This is a genomic window from Pseudomonas edaphica (assembly GCF_005863185.1).
In the GTDB taxonomy this organism is placed as follows: domain Bacteria; phylum Pseudomonadota; class Gammaproteobacteria; order Pseudomonadales; family Pseudomonadaceae; genus Aquipseudomonas; species Aquipseudomonas edaphica.
In genome coordinates this window covers 1-12,141 of record NZ_VBVZ01000146.1, presented here as the reverse complement: position 1 = coordinate 12,141, position 12,141 = coordinate 1, and the positions used below count along the sequence as shown (strand labels likewise).

The window sequence follows — 12,141 nt, the reverse complement described above, 5'->3', positions numbered from 1 at the left end:
GCCCCAAACCCAGTCGCTGAGTTCTTTCAGGAAAAATGCAGTGCCTTTACTGGGGCCGCTTCGCAGCCCAACGCAGGCGGTGCGACGATTCGACAAGCCTGCTCGCCACAACAGCCCACTTACAACAGACTTCGTGTTAACCGGTTGTGTAGATACCTATGCCGCGATGGCCTCAAGCGCGCCGCGAATGGTACAGGCTCACTTTGCGAAACTCCCAAGGCTCGGCCAGGTCCGGCAGCGTCAGCGCATCGAGGATGTCCAGGCGCTGATACGCCGGGTGCTGGAAGTCGCGCACCCGGGAGTCGGCCACCAGCGCTTCATGGCCACGCGTCAGGAAGTGGTCGAGCAGCGGCAGGTTGGCGCGGTCGTAGAGCACGTCGGCCACCAGGATCAGGTCGAAGCGGTAGGCCTCGGCAAAAAAGTCGGCTGAATAACTCAGCGCTACACCATTGAGTTCTGCGTTTGCCCGGCAAGCGGCCAAAGCCAGCGGGTCGAGGTCGCAAGCCACCACTTCCAGCGCGCCGGCTTTAACCGCAGCAATCGCAGCCACACCGGAACCTGCGCCAAAATCCAGCACGCGTTTGCCCGCCACCCACTCGGGATTCGCTGCCAGGTAGCGCGCCAGTGCCAAACCGCTGGCCCAGCAAAAACTCCAGTACGGCGGTTCATGCAGGATGCGCCGGGTCTCTTCCTGGCTGAAGGCACGGTCCATGTTGCCTGCGTCCAGCAGCCACAACGACAGCTCGGTGCCCGGCAGCGGGCAGGGCACCAGTTGTGCGTCGCCGATCAGTTCGCTCAGGGCGCGTTGCAGGCCCAGCGGTGGCGTCATGGTGCCCGGACGAGTTGCAGAGGGCCGGTGGTCTGGGTGATCGCCTGGGTGATACGCACCGCAGGCAGGTGCAGGATCAACTGGCCGGACTGGCTGGCGCGACCGCGCAGTTCAACCCGTGCACCGGCTGGGAAAGCCTCTGGGTTAAAACGCAGGCGGAAGGCCAGTGGCTTGCCGTTGCCGGTGAGTACGCTGCTGGCGAGCAGTTGTTGCGGGCGGTTGCGCTCATCGATTACCAGCAGGGCCAGTTCGACTTCGGCATTGGCTGGCACGCCATTCAGGCTGCCGTTGATTTCCCGCTGGTAAGCCGGCAAGGGGCCGAGGTCTTCAATGCCGGGGACTTTTTTCTCTTGGGCAGGCGCGGGTTGTGGTGTCGACGGTTTTGGGGCTTCGCTGCTACAGGCGACCAGAAAACTGAACAGGGCGAGTAAAACAAGTGGTCGTAACTGCATGTACGGCTCCAGAAAGGACAAAATCCGTGGCTTAAAAAATATGAAACATAATAGTCAGCCTATATACCGTAAAGGCTATGGCTTGTCTTGCCACGGGGATGCGCTACCATGGCCCTCCCATTTTTTGTTGCCTGCCAACCATGCACTGTCCCTTCTGCGGTGCCAACGACACCAAGGTCATTGACTCGCGTCTGGTCGCCGAGGGCGATCAAGTACGCCGCCGGCGCGAATGCCTGGCCTCTGGCTGCGGTGAACGTTTCACCACCTTCGAAACCGCCGAACTGGTGTTGCCACGTCTGATCAAGTCCGACGGCAGCCGCCAGCCTTTCGACGAAGAAAAACTGCGCGCCGGTATGCAGCGCGCCCTGGAAAAACGCCCGGTGAGTGTCGAGCGACTGGAGGCGGCGCTGGTGCATATCAAGCACAAGCTGCGCGCCACCGGCGAGCGCGAGGTCAAGAGCCTGGTGGTTGGAGAACTGGTGATGGGCGAGCTGCAAAAGCTCGACGAAGTCGCCTATATCCGTTTCGCCTCCGTGTATCGACGCTTCCAGGACCTCAATGAGTTCCGCGAAGAGATCGACCGCCTGGCCCGTGAGCCTGCCAAAGAATGAACCCACCGTCTGCCGAACAAGCCGTCCTCGACGCCCATTACATGGCCCGCGCCCTCGAATTGGCGCGCAAAGGCCTGTACACCACCCACCCCAACCCACGAGTGGGCTGCGTGATTGTGCGGGATGGGCAGATTGTCGGCGAAGGCTGGCATGAGCGCACCGGCGAGCCCCATGCCGAGCCGAACGCCCTGCGCGCCGCTGGTGAAAAGGCCCGTGGCGCCACGGTGTACGTGACCCTCGAACCGTGCAGCCACCATGGGCGCACGCCGCCTTGCGCCGATGCGCTGGTGACCGCCGGTGTGGCACGCGTAGTGGCCGGGATGCAGGACCCGAATCCGGAAGTGGCCGGGCGCGGCCTGCAGCGCTTGGCTCAAGCCGGCATCGAAACCCACAGCGGCGTACTCGAACAACAAGCGCGCGCGCTGAACCCCGGCTTCCTCAAGCGTATGGAACACGGCCTGCCGTTTGTGCGGGTCAAGCTGGCGATGAGCCTGGACGGCCGTACCGCGATGGCCAGCGGCGAAAGCCAATGGATTACCGGGCCGGCTGCCCGCGCCGCCGTGCAGCGCCTGCGCGCCGAGGCCAGTGTAGTGCTGACCGGCGCCGATACGGTGCTGGCCGACGGTGCGCGCCTTACTGTGCGCGCCGCTGAGCTTGGTCTGGACGAAGAAACCACCGCTCTGGCCATGTCGCGCCCTCCATTGCGCGTGTTGATCGACGGTCGCCTGCGGGTGCCGCTCAACGCTCCGTTCTTCAAGGCCGGCCCGGCGCTGGTCATCACCTGCGTCACCCCGGAAAACCAGTTCCCGCGTGGCCCGGAATGCCTGGTGGTGCCGGGCGTTGAAGGTCAGGTCGACCTGCGTTCGGCGCTGCTGGCGCTGGCAGCCCGTGGCGTCAACGAAGTGCTGGTGGAAGCCGGCCCAAGCCTGGCGGGCGCGTTTGCCCAGCAAGGCCTGGTCGACGAATACGTGATTTTCGTCGCCGGCAAGTTCCTGGGCTCCGCCGCCCGGCCTTTGCTCGACTGGCCGCTTGAGAAACTGGCCGACGCCCCCCAACTCAAGATCACTGAAATGCGCGCTGTAGGCGACGACTGGCGAGTCACTGCCATCCCGCTACCACCAGCGAGCGTATAATTCCGACCGGGCGCTCCAGCGCCCGTCCCGTTTTCCAGGAGAAGGCCATGTTCACCGGCATTATCGAATCCATCGGCAGCATCCGCGCCATGACCCCAAAGGGCGGCGACGTACGCCTGCTGGTTGAAACCGGCAAGCTCGACCTCGGCGACGTCAAGCTGGGCGACAGCATCGCTGTCAGCGGCGTGTGCCTGACCGTCATCGAGTTGCCGGGTAACGGCTTTGCCGCCGACGTCAGCCGGGAAACCCTGGACTGCACCGCGATGAACGACCTCAAAGCCGGCAGCCCAGTAAACCTGGAAAAAGCCCTGACCCCGACCACCCGTTTGGGCGGCCACCTGGTCAGCGGCCACGTTGACGGCGTCGGCGAAGTGGTTGCGCGCAGCGAAAACGCGCGCGCCGTGGAATTTCGCATTCGTGCGCCGAAAGAACTGGCCAAGTACATCGCCCACAAAGGCTCGATCACCGTCGACGGCACCAGCCTGACCGTGAACGCCGTGAATGGCGCCGAATTCGAACTGACCATCATCCCGCACACCCTGAGCGAAACCATCATGGCGTCGTACCAGCCAGGTCGCCGGGTGAACCTGGAAGTCGACTTGCTTGCCCGTTACCTGGAGCGCCTGCTGATGGGCGATAAGGCCGCAGAGCCAGCATCCGGGAACATCACTGAAAGTTTTCTGGCCGCTAACGGCTACCTGAAATCCTGACCAAGGGGGTGCCGCGTGGCGCTCAATAGCATCGAAGAACTGGTTGAAGACATCCGCCAAGGCAAGATGGTCATCCTGATGGATGACGAAGATCGCGAGAACGAAGGCGATATCATCATGGCCGCCGAGGCGTGCAAGCCCGAGCACATCAACTTTATGGCCAAGCACGCCCGTGGGCTGATCTGCATGCCCATGAGTCGCGAGCGCTGCGAGCTGCTCAAGCTGCCGTTGATGGCGCCGCGCAATGGCTCGGGTTTTGGTACCAAGTTCACCGTATCGATTGAAGCGACCACCGGCGTCACCACCGGCATTTCCGCCGCCGACCGTGCCCGCACGGTGCAAGCCGCTGCGGCCAAAGACGCCAAGGCCGAAGACATCGTCAGCCCCGGCCATATTTTTCCGCTGATGGCCCAACCGGGCGGCACCCTCGCTCGCGCCGGCCACACCGAGGCGGCCTGTGACCTGGCGCGCATGGCCGGTTTCGAGCCAAGCGGCGTGATCTGCGAAGTGATGAACGACGACGGCACCATGGCCCGTCGCGCCGAACTCGAGGCGTTTGCTGCCGAACACGGCATCAAGATCGGCACCATTGCCGACCTGATTCACTACCGCATGATCCACGAACGTACCGTTCAGCGGATTGCCGAGCAGCCGCTGGACAGCGAACTGGGCCAGTTCAACCTGGTGACCTACCGTGATTCAGTCGAAGGCGATGTGCACATGGCCCTCACCTTGGGGAGCATTTGCGCTGAAGAACCGACCCTGGTGCGCGTGCATAACATGGACCCGCTGCGCGACCTGCTGATGGTCAAGCAGCCGGGCCGCTGGAGCCTGCGCGCCGCCATGGCCGCGGTTTCCGAGGCCGGCAGCGGTGTGGTGTTGCTGCTGGGCAACCCGGTGGATGGCGACGTATTGCTCGCGCATATTCGTGAAACCGCCGAGCACACCCAAGTCAAAACACCGACCACCTACAGCATCGTCGGTGCCGGTTCGCAGATTCTGCGTGACCTCGGTGTGCGCAAAATGCGCCTGATGAGCGCACCGATGAAATTTAATGCGATATCCGGATTCGACCTGGAAGTTGTAGAATACGTGCCCTCCGAATAAAGGCTGGCGTTTTCTGCCCCTTGTTCGCGGTTAAATCATCACTGAGGGACGCACTTTTCGCGTCCCGGCTCTTTAAGAGATTTGTCGAATGACCCTGAAGACCATCGAAGGTACCTTCATCGCCCCCAAAGGCCGCTATGCCCTGGTGGTTGGCCGCTTCAACAGCTTCGTGGTTGAAAGCCTGGTAAGCGGTGCTGTGGATGCCCTGGTTCGCCACGGTGTGAGCGAGAGCGACATCACTATCATCCGCGCCCCTGGCGCCTTCGAAATTCCACTGGTTGCGCAAAAAGTTGCACAGCAGGGTGAATACGCGGCGATCATCGCCCTGGGCGCGGTCATTCGGGGCGGTACTCCGCACTTCGAATACGTGGCTGGCGAATGCACCAAGGGCCTGGCCCAGGTGTCCATGGAGTTCGGCGTGCCAGTCGCTTTCGGCGTACTGACCGTAGATTCCATCGAGCAAGCCATCGAGCGCTCCGGCACCAAGGCCGGTAACAAGGGCGCAGAAGCTGCCTTGTCCGCACTGGAAATGGTTAGCCTGCTGTCGCAGTTGGAGGCCAAGTGATTTCCGACGAGAGCGATCAGTTCAACCCACAGGATCCGCGTCCAGCCGATGCCGGCAAGCCATCCAAAAGCGAGAAGCGCCGTAAGGCGCGTCAACTCGCGACCCAGGCGCTGTACCAGCGCCTGATGGCCGGAGCCTCGCTGAACGAAATCGAAGCGCAGTTTCGCGTCGACAACGACTTCACGTTTGCCGACCAGAGCTACTTCCACGATATCCTGCACGGTGTACATGCCAACCTGACCGAGATCGACACGGCTCTGGCGCCATGCCTGGACCTGACCATTGAAGAACTCGACCCGGTTGAACTGTGCGTGATGCGCCTGTCCACCTGGGAGTTGCTCAAGCGCGTCGACGTGCCTTACCGCGTGGTGATCAACGAAGGTATCGAGCTGGCGAAAGTCTACGGCTCGACCGACGGCCACAAGTTCGTCAACGGCGTGCTCGACAAGCTGGCCCCGCGCCTGCGCGAAGCTGAAGTGAAGGAACACAAGCGCTAAGTCGCTTGAGTCCTGAATGGGTGAGTTCGAGCTGATCCGCAATTACTTCGCTGCCGCGCCTTGTGCGCAGGGCGGTGAAGGCATTGCCTTGGGGATCGGCGACGACTGCGCCCTGCTGGCGCTCCCTGCCGGGGAGCAGTTGGCAATCTCCACCGATACGCTGGTGGCTGGCGTGCACTTCGCCGACCCCTGTGACCCGTTCCTGCTCGGCCAGCGCTCGTTGGCCGTGGCAGTCAGCGACCTGGCCGCCATGGGCGCCCATCCTCTGGCCTTCACCCTCGCTCTCACCACACCCACCGTCGATGCCGATTGGCTGCAACGCTACGCCCAGGGTTTGAACGCCATGGCGCAAAGCTGCGGCGTGGGGTTGGTGGGCGGCGATACCACGCGCGGGCCGCTGAGCCTGACCCTGACCGTGTTTGGCCGTGTGCCGGCCGGGCAGGCGTTGGTTCGCAGCGGTGCGCAGCCGGGTGATTTGCTGTGTGTGGGTGGTGAACTGGGTAACGCTGCCGGCGCTTTGCCGCTGGTATTGGGGCAACGCACGGCGGACGCAGCTATCGCTGATCCGCTGCTCGCCCATTACTGGTCGCCGCAACCGCAGTTGGCGCTGGGCCTCGCGCTTCGGGGTAAGGCCACGTCTGCGATGGACATCTCCGACGGCCTGCTGGCCGATTGTGGGCATATCGCCAAGGCATCGGCTGTCAGGCTGGTCATTGAGCGTGAGAAACTGCCGTTATCCCAGGCGTTGCTGGCGTTTGTTGGCGATGACGATGCCCGTGTGGCCGCGTTGAGCGGGGGCGACGACTATGTGTTGGCGTTCACCCTGCCACCGGCCGAGCTGGCGCCGCTGTTGGCGGACGGCTGGCCGATTCACGTGATCGGCCGGGTCGCGGCGGGGCAGGGTGTGACGCTGATTGACGCCGCCGGGCAAGACATCACGCCAGCCGTGCGCGGCTATCAGCATTTTCGCGACACGCCGTAAGCGACAGACCTGCGCTACCCTCTATACGGTTATCCCTGTACAGGAGGTAGTCACCATGGGTGTGCGCCGTTGGCTGCTGATAGTGTTGTGCGCTCTCGCAACCCAGATTCTCGCCGATGAAGCACCTGTCCCTGGCAAGATCATGCTGGCCAGTGAGCAGTGGAACGACTACACCAACAAAGATGGCAGCGGCCTGGCCTGGGATGTGTTGCGAAAGATCTTCGAGCCGGTGGGCATTACCGTGCAAACCCGCAGCGTGCCCTATACCCGTTCGGTCGGCCTGGCCCAGCGTGGCGAGGTGGATGGCTGGGTCGGTTCCTATCGCGACGAAGCCAGTGGCGTGTTGTACCCGCACTGGAATTTCGACTCCGACCACATCTACGCCCTAGGGCTGGCAGCCACACCTGCACCGAGCATCGCCACGCTGGGCAATTATCGTTTGGCCTGGGTGCGCGGCTACAAGTACGAGGAATACCTGCCGAATGTGCGCCGCTTCAACCCGATAGAACGTCGGAGTGGCATCCTGCCGATGCTGCAACACGGCCGCGCCGACTTCTATATTGATGCCCTCACTGAAGCCAAATACGTGCTCAGCCAGTCGGATGACCCGGCGCAATTCAAGCTCACTCATATAGCCGAACTGCCGCTCTACATAGGCTTTGCCGACACCGAGCGTGGGCGGGCATTGATGGGGGTTTATGAGCAACGCATGGCCACGTTGGTGAAGAGCGGCGAGTTGAAAGCGATTTTTGAGCACTGGAAACAACCGTACCCGTTCTGACCTGCATAGAACCAGGACGAAGGCCAATCGAACCTATTGATCTTTATCAGCGATAATTCAGCTTAAGCGTCTGTAGGAACCTGCTGTTACAATGACGCCCTCTGTGAAATCTGAAATCAGGAGCACACGGTGCCCGTCGTTTTCGTCGCCGCTTCCAAGCTGCCTACCCCTTTTGCCACGTTCACCATGAACGGCTTTCTCGAAGAGGCCACTGGCCGCGAGCACGTCGTGCTCAGCCTGGGTGATATCGCCGACGGCGCGCCGGTGCTCGGCCGCGTGCATTCCGAATGCCTGACCGGCGACGCCTTGTTCAGCCAGCGCTGCGACTGCGGCTCGCAACTGGAAGCGGCGATGCGCGCCATTGCCCGTGAAGGCCGTGGTGTGCTGCTGTACTTGCGCCAGGAAGGCCGTGGCATTGGCCTGATGAACAAGATTCGCGCCTACGAGCTGCAAGATGGTGGCGCCGATACCGTCGAAGCCAACGAGCGCCTGGGTTTTGCCGCCGACCAGCGCGACTACGCGATCTGCCTGCCGATGCTGGAGCATTTGGGCGTCAAATCCCTGCGCCTGATGACCAACAACCCGCGCAAAGTCAAAGCCTTGACCGAGATGGGCATCACCGTGGCCGAGCGCGTGCCGCTGCACACCGGGCAAAACCCGCACAACAAACTCTACCTGGCCACCAAAGCCAGCAAGCTCGACCACATGATGGGCAACGAGCATCAGGGCGAGGTCGACCGCGCGTGACCCGTGGCCAGGTAAAACGGCGACTGTCCTTCAACTGGTGGCAGTACCTGGCCCTGGCATTGCTCCCGTTGTTCGTGCTTAACCTGGTGTTCGGGCAAGCCCAATCCCTGCTTCCTGTGTTGGCCATGCCGTTCTTTATTGCCGGCGTGGCCTCGATGTTTCTGAGCCTGCGTTATTTTCATGGCTATAAACACGCACTGATCGCCACTTCCAAAGCTCTCGATACGCCCGAAGAACCGGCTGCGTGGATTACCCTCGCGGCCCGTCGGCGTGCGGCTTTGCTGGTAGCCGCACTGCCGGCCTGGATCGGCGCGTTGGCCGTGTTCGTCGGCCTGGAAGCGGTGCCGCTGTGCCTGCTGGCGCTGTCGACACTGGTGCTGTTCTATCTCTATCGCATCCCGCGTCAGCTGGGATGATGCGTGTTTGGCTGTCGCTTCTGGTGCTGGCATTCAGTGCCCAGGCGATTGCGGTTGAACGCGTCGTCAGCCTGGCGCCGTCTCTCTCCGAAATCGTGGTCGAACTGGGCGCCGCCGACCTGCTGGTGGGCGTGCTCGACGGCGGCGAGCGCCCGGCGGCATTGGCCCAAGTGCCGTCGGTTGGGCAATACGGCCAACTGAATATGGAGCGCTTGCTCAGCCTCAAGCCCGACCTCATTCTGCTTTGGCCCGGCAGTGTTGGCCCGGCCCAGCGCGAGCAATTGCAGCGCCTGAATATCCCGGTTTATGTGGCTGAACCCCATAGCCTTGAACAGCTGACGGCCCAGGTACAAGCCATCGCTCAACAATTGGGCCGCGAAGCGGCGGGGCGCACGCTGGCCGCGCAGTTACGCCAACGCTTGGCCGAACTGCGCCAACGCTATCAGCGCGCCGAACCGTTACGTGTGTTTTATCAGGTATGGAACCAGCCGCTGTACACCGTGGGCGGCGGGCAGATCATCAGTGATGCCTTGGAGGTATGTGGCGCACGCAACGTGTTTGCCGACCTCAAGCTGCCCGCGCCGCAGGTCAGCGTCGAGTCAGTGTTGCAGCGCAATCCCCAGCTGATCCTGGCGGGTGATCAGGCGCAACTCGACGAGTGGAAGGCCTGGCCTCAGATCGCGGCGGTGGCTGAAGGTCGTTTGCAGGTCGTGCCCGACAAGGGGCTGGAGCGGCCCAGCGGGCAGATGGTTGAGGCCATCGCGAAGCTCTGTCAGGCAATGGCTGCCCAGCGCTGAGAGTCGCTGTGTTTTCGTCTGCTGCGGTGCGATTAGTCTGTCAAAACCATCGGATTTTGCCTGGCGATCTACCCGCCTAGGAGTGCTAGTTTCGCGGCTCTCCCATTCGAGCTGATCAAGGACACATCATGCGTTATCTATTGGCGATGGCCGGCGCCGCTTTCGCATTGGCGCTTATAAGCGGGTGCGATATTTCCCAAAGAATTTCCGAACTGAGGACATTTGGTAATCACCCTGTGGTGGACAGGACCGCAACGGTGGACAGCACCCAGCAAGACCTCCTCACTATCCAGAAGCCTGCGAAAATCACCTCGATCCGTGGCGGCACCTCCCAGTGCTTTGATTACGCGTTGGAGCGCGATGGTAAAAGAGCCGATTATTTCGTCTCCTTCACCTCCCAGGGTTGGGCAAATGCCTGGGGCTACTCAACGTGCAGCAAGCAGGTGGCAGCAGGCAGCCTGACGTCTAACGAGCGGATCAAGAGGCAGTACTGACCATTGATAGTGCGCGCTGGCGTTACAGTTCCGGCGTCCAGGTCACTCCAAACAACAGCGCCCGGCCTTCTTCCCGGTAGCCGTATTGTTGGCCTTGATACTGATACAGCGCCCGGCTGTAGTCTTTGTTCAGCAGGTTATCGACCTTCATGTTCAATGTTACTTCACGGTTCACCGCCCAACTGGCGCGAAGCCCCAGCAACCCGTAACCACCCAACCGTTGCTGGTTTTTCGGATCATCGTAGCTGCTGCTTACCGCTTGCCAGCTGGCGCCGACGCCAAACTGATCGAATTGGCGATCCAGATCCAGGCTCACCGTGCGTCTGGCGCGGCGGGCCAATGTGCGGCCGGTGTCGCGGTCGCGTGGGTCAATCATCGCCAGCCCAAGGCTGCCTTGCCAGCCGAACAGTTCTTGCTTGAGCGCGGCTTCAAAGCCATTGATGCGGGCCGAGCTGACGTTTTGTGGGCCGTCGCTGCCGAACACGATGGCGTCCTGAATATCGGTGCGGTACAGCGACGCTTCCAGGCGGCTGGTGTCGCTGAGCTGGCTGCGCCACTGCAGCTCATAGCTTTTGGAGGTTTCGGGTTTCAGATTCGGGTTGGCGTTTTTAAAGCCGTATTCGTCCGGGTAGTAAAGGTCGTTGAAGGTCGGTGCGCGGAAGCCTTCGCTGTAACTGAACAACAGGTCGTTATCCGGGTTCACCGGCAGGGTCAGGGTGCCGCTCCAGCTGGTGTGACCGCCGAATTGCTGGTTCTGGTCGCGGCGCAGGCCCAGCTCGGTGGAAAAATACTGTGTTTCAAAGCGGTGCTGGATAAACGCGGCGCGGTTCCAGCGGCTGTCTTCGGCGAGCACCGTACTGCTGTTGACCCGGTCTTCGTACCAGTCGCCGCCCAGGATCAGGCTGTTCTGATCATTGAGGGTCAAGTCGTTCTGCCAGGTCAGCGAGTCGCGGTAGGTGTTGAACACGCTGCGGTCGTCGCTGAGTTTATCCAGAGTCTTTTCGCGGTTTTCACTGTGGCCCAGCTCCAGGCGAGACTTCCACGCATCGTTGAGGCGCGCGTCGACATAACTGCTGACGCTGCTGACGGTGAAGTCTGTATAGGGTTGTTGCTGGAAGCTCTGGTAATTGAGCGAGTCATAGCGACCAAAAGGGTTGTCGAATTCGCTTTTGCCACGGTTATCCAGCACATTCACGCCAGCGTCGATCTCATCGGTGAAGGCATGGCTCAGGCTGAAACTGATGGCTTGGTTGCGATAAGCATCGTGGTCGCCATCGCTCGGGTACGACGTGCGTGTGCGGTTGATCCCCGCCGTGTCATCCAGACTGGCGCCAAGGCTGAAGCGGGTTTGCTGGTCGCCGCCGGACAGTCCCAGGCTGCGCTCCCACGTCTGATTGCTGCCAAAGCCCACGTGCAGGCGCGGTTGCAGGCCCGACTCGGTGTTGCGCCGGGTGAAGATCTGAATCACCCCGCCAATCGCATCGCTGCCGTAGATCGCCGAGCGCGAACCGCGCAACACTTCTACGCGCTCGATCTGGTCGATGTTGAGGTATTGCAGGTTGCTGGTGCCGGTGGTGGAGCTGCTGATGCGCTGACCATCCACCAACACCAGGCTCTGGGCGGTGGACGTGCCGCGCACATACACGTTGGTCACGCTGCCACGGCCACCACTTTGCGCCACCTGCACACCGGGCACACGGCTGAGCAAGTCGCTCACGCTGGTGGGTTGCAAGCGGTCGATGTCATCGCGGGTGAACACGCTGTTGGCGGCGCTGCTGTCGTTACGCGCCTGCACCTGGCGGTTGGCGCTGATCACCACGTTGGGGAGTTTGAGGGCGTCGTCGCGCTCGAAGCTGTCGGCCAGCACGGCAGTGGCGGGGAGCAACAGCAGGGGCAGGGCAAAGCGAAGGCGATTCATGGGCTGTCCATAGCATTGAGCAGCAATACAAAAACAATGTGGGAGCTGGCTTGCCTGCGATAGCATCACCTCGGTCTTACTGAAAAACCGAGGTGACCGCAT

General features: G+C 61.9%; 15 protein-coding genes. 12 read left to right on the top strand and 3 right to left on the bottom strand.

Annotation, left to right across the window (positions count from 1 at the left end; all coding sequences use genetic code 11):
• Window positions 1-172: 172 nt before the first annotated feature.
• The gene (locus FEM54_RS12025; RefSeq protein ID WP_138451029.1) at window positions 173-829 is read right to left on the bottom strand and encodes a class I SAM-dependent methyltransferase; all 657 of its coding nucleotides are present in this window, start codon (window positions 827-829) and stop codon (window positions 173-175) included.
• Window positions 826-1,281 carry a YbaY family lipoprotein gene (locus FEM54_RS12020; RefSeq protein ID WP_017135991.1) on the bottom strand — a complete coding sequence of 152 codons (456 nt, stop codon included), beginning with the start codon at window positions 1,279-1,281 and terminating at the stop codon, window positions 826-828. The genes FEM54_RS12025 and FEM54_RS12020 overlap by 4 nt, the downstream gene beginning before the upstream one ends.
• 140 nt (window positions 1,282-1,421) lie before the next feature.
• On the opposite strand from FEM54_RS12020, the gene nrdR reads away from it, so the two are divergent.
• The 12 genes from nrdR (at window position 1,422) to FEM54_RS11960 (ending at window position 10,121) form a co-directional block, all read left to right on the top strand.
• Window positions 1,422-1,892, top strand: a complete 471-nt coding sequence (nrdR, locus tag FEM54_RS12015) for a transcriptional regulator NrdR (protein ID WP_015886108.1) — start codon at window positions 1,422-1,424, stop codon at window positions 1,890-1,892.
• Window positions 1,889-3,025 (top strand): bifunctional diaminohydroxyphosphoribosylaminopyrimidine deaminase/5-amino-6-(5-phosphoribosylamino)uracil reductase RibD, encoded by a 1,137-nt coding sequence (ribD, locus tag FEM54_RS12010; RefSeq protein ID WP_099547554.1) that lies wholly within the window; start codon window positions 1,889-1,891, stop codon window positions 3,023-3,025. Before nrdR ends, ribD begins: the two co-directional genes overlap by 4 nt.
• Window positions 3,026-3,072: 47 nt before the next feature.
• Window positions 3,073-3,735 carry a riboflavin synthase gene (locus tag FEM54_RS12005; protein WP_017135994.1) on the top strand — a complete coding sequence of 221 codons (663 nt, stop codon included), beginning with the start codon at window positions 3,073-3,075 and terminating at the stop codon, window positions 3,733-3,735.
• Between the two features lie 15 nt (window positions 3,736-3,750).
• Complete coding sequence (gene ribBA / locus FEM54_RS12000; RefSeq protein ID WP_017135995.1) at window positions 3,751-4,842, top strand: bifunctional 3,4-dihydroxy-2-butanone-4-phosphate synthase/GTP cyclohydrolase II; 1,092 nt, start codon at window positions 3,751-3,753, stop codon at window positions 4,840-4,842.
• Between the two features lie 88 nt (window positions 4,843-4,930).
• Window positions 4,931-5,407 (top strand): 6,7-dimethyl-8-ribityllumazine synthase, encoded by a 477-nt coding sequence (gene ribH, locus FEM54_RS11995; protein WP_003176356.1) that lies wholly within the window; start codon window positions 4,931-4,933, stop codon window positions 5,405-5,407.
• Entirely contained in the window at window positions 5,404-5,904 is a 501-nt protein-coding gene (nusB, locus tag FEM54_RS11990) for a transcription antitermination factor NusB (RefSeq protein WP_017135996.1), read from the top strand. Before ribH ends, nusB begins: the two co-directional genes overlap by 4 nt.
• Window positions 5,905-5,920: 16 nt before the next feature.
• A complete protein-coding gene (gene thiL, locus FEM54_RS11985; RefSeq protein WP_017135997.1) occupies window positions 5,921-6,886 on the top strand; it encodes a thiamine-phosphate kinase in 966 nt (321 codons plus the stop codon).
• Between the two features lie 55 nt (window positions 6,887-6,941).
• On the top strand, window positions 6,942-7,667 hold the full coding sequence (locus tag FEM54_RS11980; protein WP_099547555.1) for a substrate-binding periplasmic protein: 726 nt from the start codon (window positions 6,942-6,944) through the stop codon (window positions 7,665-7,667).
• Between the two features lie 129 nt (window positions 7,668-7,796).
• Window positions 7,797-8,414, top strand: coding sequence for a GTP cyclohydrolase II (gene ribA, locus FEM54_RS11975; protein WP_017135999.1), 618 nt, complete (start codon window positions 7,797-7,799; stop codon window positions 8,412-8,414).
• Window positions 8,411-8,830 carry a nuclear FMR1 interacting 1 family protein gene (locus FEM54_RS11970; protein ID WP_056861922.1) on the top strand — a complete coding sequence of 140 codons (420 nt, stop codon included), beginning with the start codon at window positions 8,411-8,413 and terminating at the stop codon, window positions 8,828-8,830. The genes ribA and FEM54_RS11970 overlap by 4 nt, the downstream gene beginning before the upstream one ends.
• Window positions 8,827-9,627, top strand: coding sequence for a cobalamin-binding protein (locus tag FEM54_RS11965; RefSeq protein WP_138451027.1), 801 nt, complete (start codon window positions 8,827-8,829; stop codon window positions 9,625-9,627). The genes FEM54_RS11970 and FEM54_RS11965 overlap by 4 nt, the downstream gene beginning before the upstream one ends.
• 128 nt (window positions 9,628-9,755) lie before the next feature.
• Window positions 9,756-10,121, top strand: coding sequence for a hypothetical protein (locus tag FEM54_RS11960; protein ID WP_138451025.1), 366 nt, complete (start codon window positions 9,756-9,758; stop codon window positions 10,119-10,121).
• A 22-nt stretch (window positions 10,122-10,143) separates the two neighbouring features.
• Here the strand turns inward: FEM54_RS11960 and FEM54_RS11955 are convergent, their stop codons facing one another.
• A complete protein-coding gene (locus FEM54_RS11955) occupies window positions 10,144-12,039 on the bottom strand; it encodes a TonB-dependent receptor domain-containing protein (RefSeq protein ID WP_138451023.1) in 1,896 nt (631 codons plus the stop codon).
• Window positions 12,040-12,141 lie beyond the last annotated feature (102 nt).

Coding starts and splice junctions, on each gene's coding strand:
- FEM54_RS12025 (WP_138451029.1), bottom strand. CDS start 829: ATGACGCCACCGCTGGGCCTGCAACGCGCCCTGAGCGAACTGATCGGC.
- FEM54_RS12020 (WP_017135991.1), bottom strand. CDS start 1,281: ATGCAGTTACGACCACTTGTTTTACTCGCCCTGTTCAGTTTTCTGGTC.
- nrdR (WP_015886108.1), top strand. CDS start 1,422: ATGCACTGTCCCTTCTGCGGTGCCAACGACACCAAGGTCATTGACTCG.
- ribD (WP_099547554.1), top strand. CDS start 1,889: ATGAACCCACCGTCTGCCGAACAAGCCGTCCTCGACGCCCATTACATG.
- FEM54_RS12005 (WP_017135994.1), top strand. CDS start 3,073: ATGTTCACCGGCATTATCGAATCCATCGGCAGCATCCGCGCCATGACC.
- ribH (WP_003176356.1), top strand. CDS start 4,931: ATGACCCTGAAGACCATCGAAGGTACCTTCATCGCCCCCAAAGGCCGC.
- thiL (WP_017135997.1), top strand. CDS start 5,921: ATGGGTGAGTTCGAGCTGATCCGCAATTACTTCGCTGCCGCGCCTTGT.
- FEM54_RS11980 (WP_099547555.1), top strand. CDS start 6,942: ATGGGTGTGCGCCGTTGGCTGCTGATAGTGTTGTGCGCTCTCGCAACC.
- FEM54_RS11965 (WP_138451027.1), top strand. CDS start 8,827: ATGATGCGTGTTTGGCTGTCGCTTCTGGTGCTGGCATTCAGTGCCCAG.
- FEM54_RS11960 (WP_138451025.1), top strand. CDS start 9,756: ATGCGTTATCTATTGGCGATGGCCGGCGCCGCTTTCGCATTGGCGCTT.
- FEM54_RS11955 (WP_138451023.1), bottom strand. CDS start 12,039: ATGAATCGCCTTCGCTTTGCCCTGCCCCTGCTGTTGCTCCCCGCCACT.